The organism is Rugamonas sp. (assembly GCF_025354735.1).
Lineage (GTDB): Bacteria > Pseudomonadota > Gammaproteobacteria > Burkholderiales > Burkholderiaceae_D > Rugamonas.
The window spans coordinates 1-3,938 of the sequence record NZ_JANXMI010000070.1 but is presented as its reverse complement, the minus strand read 5'-3'; the positions used below and the strand labels follow the sequence as shown (position 1 = coordinate 3,938).

Sequence of the window (3,938 nt, the reverse complement as noted above, 5' to 3'; positions counted from 1 at the left end):
GGTCGGACTGGATCAAGGTCAGGCGCTCTTCCAGCTTGTAGGTGGCGACGTTTTTCTTCGCCACTTCCAGCGCGTCGGCCGAGATGTCGACCGCGTCCACGTGCGCGTCCGGGAAGGCGTCGGCCAGCATGATGGCCAGGCAGCCGGACCCGGTGCACAGCTCCAGCACATTGCTGACGCCTTCGGGATCGTTGACCCACGGCGCGAAGTAGTCGGGAATCAGTTCCGCGATGAAGGAGCGCGGCACCAACACGCGCTCGTCGACGTAGAAATTATAGGTGCCGAGCCAGCCCTCGTTGGTGATGTAGGCCGCAGGCACGCGGTCGACGCTGCGGCGCTCGATCACCGCCAGCACGGCCGCCACTTCTTCCGGCAGCAGGCGCGCGTCGAGGAAGGGGTCGAGCTTGTCGAGCGGCAGCTTGAGCGTGTGCAGGATCAGGTAGGCCGCTTCGTCGAGCGCCTCGGCGCTGCCGTGGCCGAAGAACAGCTTGGCCGTGTTGAAGCGGGTGACGGCATAGCGCAGCAGGTCGCGCGGCGTGGTGAATGGTGTCGTAGTCATGGGCTGTCTCGGTAAAACAAATAAGGGGCGATGCCAGCGGCGCTCATCGTTGTGCTGATCGCCGCGCGCGGTTCAGCGCAGCAGATTTTCCAGCGTGCGCCGATAGATATTCTTCAGCGGATCGATGAAACGCAGCTCAATGTGCTCGTCGATCTTGTGTATACTGGCATTGGGAGGGCCGAATTCTATCACCTGAGGACAGATCTGCGCGATAAAGCGGCCGTCCGAGGTGCCGCCGGTGGTCGACAGCTCGGTCTCGACGCCGGTTTCGGCGCGGATCGCGGCGGCCAGCGCATCGCTGAGCGAACCGCGCGGCGTCAGGAAGGGCAGGCCGCTCAAGACCCATTTCAGCTCGTAGTGCAGCTGGTGCTTGTCGAGGATGGCGTGCACGCGTTTTTTCAAACCCTCGTGCGTGCTGGCGGTCGAAAAGCGGAAATTGAAGTCGACCACCATCTCGCCGGGGATCACATTATTGGCGCCGGTGCCGCCGTTAATATTCGACATCTGCCAAGACGTCGGCAGATAGTAGTCGTTGCCCGCGTCCCACTGCTCGGCCACCAGCTCGGCCAGCGCCGGCGCGGCCAGGTGGATGGGATTCCTGGCCAGCTGCGGATAGGCGATGTGGCCCTGCACGCCCTTCACCGTCAGGCGGCCGGACAGCGAGCCGCGGCGGCCGTTCTTGATCATGTCGCCCAGCGTCTCGTCCGAGGTCGGCTCGCCGACGATGCAGAAGTCCATCTGCTCGCCGCGCTCCTTGAGCATATTGCAGACGATGACGGTGCCGTCGATGGCCGGGCCCTCCTCGTCGCTGGTGATGAGGAAGCCGATCGAACCCTGGTGGTCCGGGTGGGCGGCGATGAACTCCTCGCACGCCACCACCATCGCCGCGATCGACGTCTTCATGTCGGCCGCGCCGCGGCCATACAGCTTGCCGTCGCGGTGGGTCGGGTTGAAGGGGGCGGAGCGCCACTGTTCGACCGGGCCGGTGGGCACCACGTCGGTATGGCCGGCGAACACCAGCAGCGGCGCCGTGGTGCCCTTGCGCGCCCACAGATTGGTCACGCCGTTCGATTCGATCACTTCGCACATGAAGCCCAGCGGCGACAGCAGGTCGATCAAGTGCTGCTGGCAGCCCTTGTCGTCGGGCGTGACGGAGGAAAGGGCGATCAGTTTTCCGGTCAGCGCCAGGGTTTTGGAGGGTGTCATTATCGGCTCAGGGATGGAAAATTTGTTGATACTGCGCGGCCGAGAAGCTGACGGCGTACACGCCGTCCTTGTCCAGCACCGGGCGCTTGATCACCGACGGGAATTCCAGCATCAGCGCGATGGCGCTGTCGTCGTCGACGATGGCGGCCTTGCGCTCGTCCGCCAAGCCGCGCCAGGTCGTGCCTTTTTTATTCACCAGCACATCGCGCGACAGGTGGCGCAGCCAGCCGGCGACGATGTCGCGCGTCAGGCCCTGCTTTTTAAAATCATGAAACGTAAAATCGTGCCGCTGCTCGGCCAACCAGGTGCGGGCCTTTTTGACGGTGTCGCAATTCGGGATGCCGTAGACGGTAATGGACATATCAGGTATTCAGAGTGAATTCGGTGAACGAGGTTTCTTCGACGTGCTTCTTCGGTTCCGGCTCGCTCTGGGCGGTTTTGCTCTCCGGTCCATTATTGAGCAGCCACAGTAGATTGGTGGCCGAATCGGCGTTGGCCAGCGCTTCCTCCTGGCTGATGACGCCATCCTGCACCAGCTTCAGCAGCGCCAGTTCGAACGACTGCGAGCCGGGCGACATGCTCTTCTCCATCGCTTCCTTGATCTGGCCGATCTCGCCCTTTTCGATCAGGTCCGAGATGTAGCGCGTGTTGACCATGACCTCGACCGCCGCCGTGCGAGTGCCGCCGTTGATCGAACGGATCAGCCGCTGCGACACGATGGCCTTGACCGTCGACGACAAATCCTGCAACAGCGCCGGGCGGTTCTCGATGGGATAAAAGCTGATGATGCGATTGAGCGCGTTATAGCTGTTATTGGCGTGCAGCGTCGCCAGCACCAGGTGGCCCGACTGCGCGTAGGCCATGGCGGCGGCCATGGTTTCCTTGTCGCGGATTTCGCCGATCAAGATGCAGTCCGGCGCCTGCCGCATCGAGTTGCGCAGCGCCGTCGCGAAGTCCTTGGCGTCGTCGCCGATCTCGCGCTGGTTGACGATCGCCTTTTTATTCTTGAACAGGTACTCGATCGGATCTTCCAGCGTCAGGATGTGGCCCGAGCGCAGTTCGTTGCGCAGGTCCAGCATCGAAGCGATGGTGGTCGACTTGCCGGAGCCGGTCGAACCGACCAGCAGCAGCAGGCCGCGCTTTTCCATAATCAGCTCGGCCAGCACCGGCGGCAGCTTCAGGTCGGCCAGCGGCGGTATCATCGCCGGCACGAAGCGGAACACGGCCGAGATGCTGCCACGCTGGCGGAACGCCGACAGGCGGAAGCGGCCCAGGTTTTGCACCGACAGGCCGATATTCAATTCGTTGTCGCGTTCAAGTTCCTCGATCTGTTCAGGCTTGCAGATTTCTGCCAGCAGCGCGGCGATGCCGTCGCGGTCGAGCTTTTGCTGGTTGATCGGAATCAGGTTGCCGTTGATCTTGATGTGGACCGGTGAATTCACGGCGAAGAACATGTCCGACGCGTTTTTTTCCTTCATTAGCTGGAACAGGCGGTCCATGGCCATCTTCATCTCCTAGATCTGTTGATACTTTTTTGCGCGGCTTGACGCGGTCGGGGCGGGCCAAAATCGGGTCAACACGCGACCCACGGTCTTGCCCCCCGGCGTCGCGTATAAATCAAATACCGCGCAGCAGTTCGTTGATGCCGGTCTTGGAGCGGGTCTGCGCGTCGACGCGCTTGACGATCACCGCGCAGTACAGCGAGTACTTGCCGTCGTCCGAAGGCAGGTTGCCGGCCACGACGACCGAACCGGCCGGCACGCGGCCGTAGCTGACTTCACCGGTGGCGCGGTCATAGATCTTGGTCGACTGGCCGATGTAGACGCCCATCGAAATGACCGAGTTTTCCTCGACGATGACGCCTTCGACGATTTCCGAACGGGCGCCGATGAAGCAGTTGTCTTCGATGATGGTCGGATTGGCCTGCATCGGCTCGAGCACGCCGCCGATGCCCACACCACCGGACAGGTGCACGTTCTTGCCGATCTGGGCGCAGGAGCCGACGGTGGCCCAGGTGTCGACCATGGTGCCTTCATCGACATACGCGCCGATGTTGACGTAGGAAGGCATCAGCACCACGTTCTTGGCGATGAAACTGCCGCGGCGAGCGACAGCCGGCGGCACCACGCGGAAGCCGCCACGGGCGAAATCATCGGCCGTGTAGTTGGCGAAC

Annotated in this window: 5 protein-coding genes; all 5 read right to left on the bottom strand. The window is 62.5% G+C overall.

Annotated elements, in window-relative coordinates; translation table 11 throughout:
- A partial coding sequence (gene prmB, locus Q0S71_RS06815; protein WP_295993220.1) for a 50S ribosomal protein L3 N(5)-glutamine methyltransferase occupies window positions 1–559 on the bottom strand: 559 nt, incomplete at its 3' end.
- Window positions 560–631: 72 nt separating this feature from the next.
- Window positions 632–1,765, bottom strand: a complete 1,134-nt coding sequence (dapE, locus tag Q0S71_RS06810; RefSeq protein ID WP_295993216.1) for a succinyl-diaminopimelate desuccinylase — start codon at window positions 1,763–1,765, stop codon at window positions 632–634.
- A gap of 7 nt (window positions 1,766–1,772) precedes the next feature.
- Window positions 1,773–2,126, bottom strand: coding sequence for an ArsC family reductase (locus Q0S71_RS06805; protein ID WP_295993213.1), 354 nt, complete (start codon window positions 2,124–2,126; stop codon window positions 1,773–1,775).
- A 1-nt stretch (window position 2,127) separates the two neighbouring features.
- Window positions 2,128–3,270 (bottom strand): PilT/PilU family type 4a pilus ATPase, encoded by a 1,143-nt coding sequence (locus tag Q0S71_RS06800; protein WP_295993211.1) that lies wholly within the window; start codon window positions 3,268–3,270, stop codon window positions 2,128–2,130.
- A 112-nt stretch (window positions 3,271–3,382) separates the two neighbouring features.
- Window positions 3,383–3,938: 2,3,4,5-tetrahydropyridine-2,6-dicarboxylate N-succinyltransferase (locus Q0S71_RS06795; RefSeq protein ID WP_295993209.1), on the bottom strand; the 556-nt coding region annotated here is incomplete at its 5' end.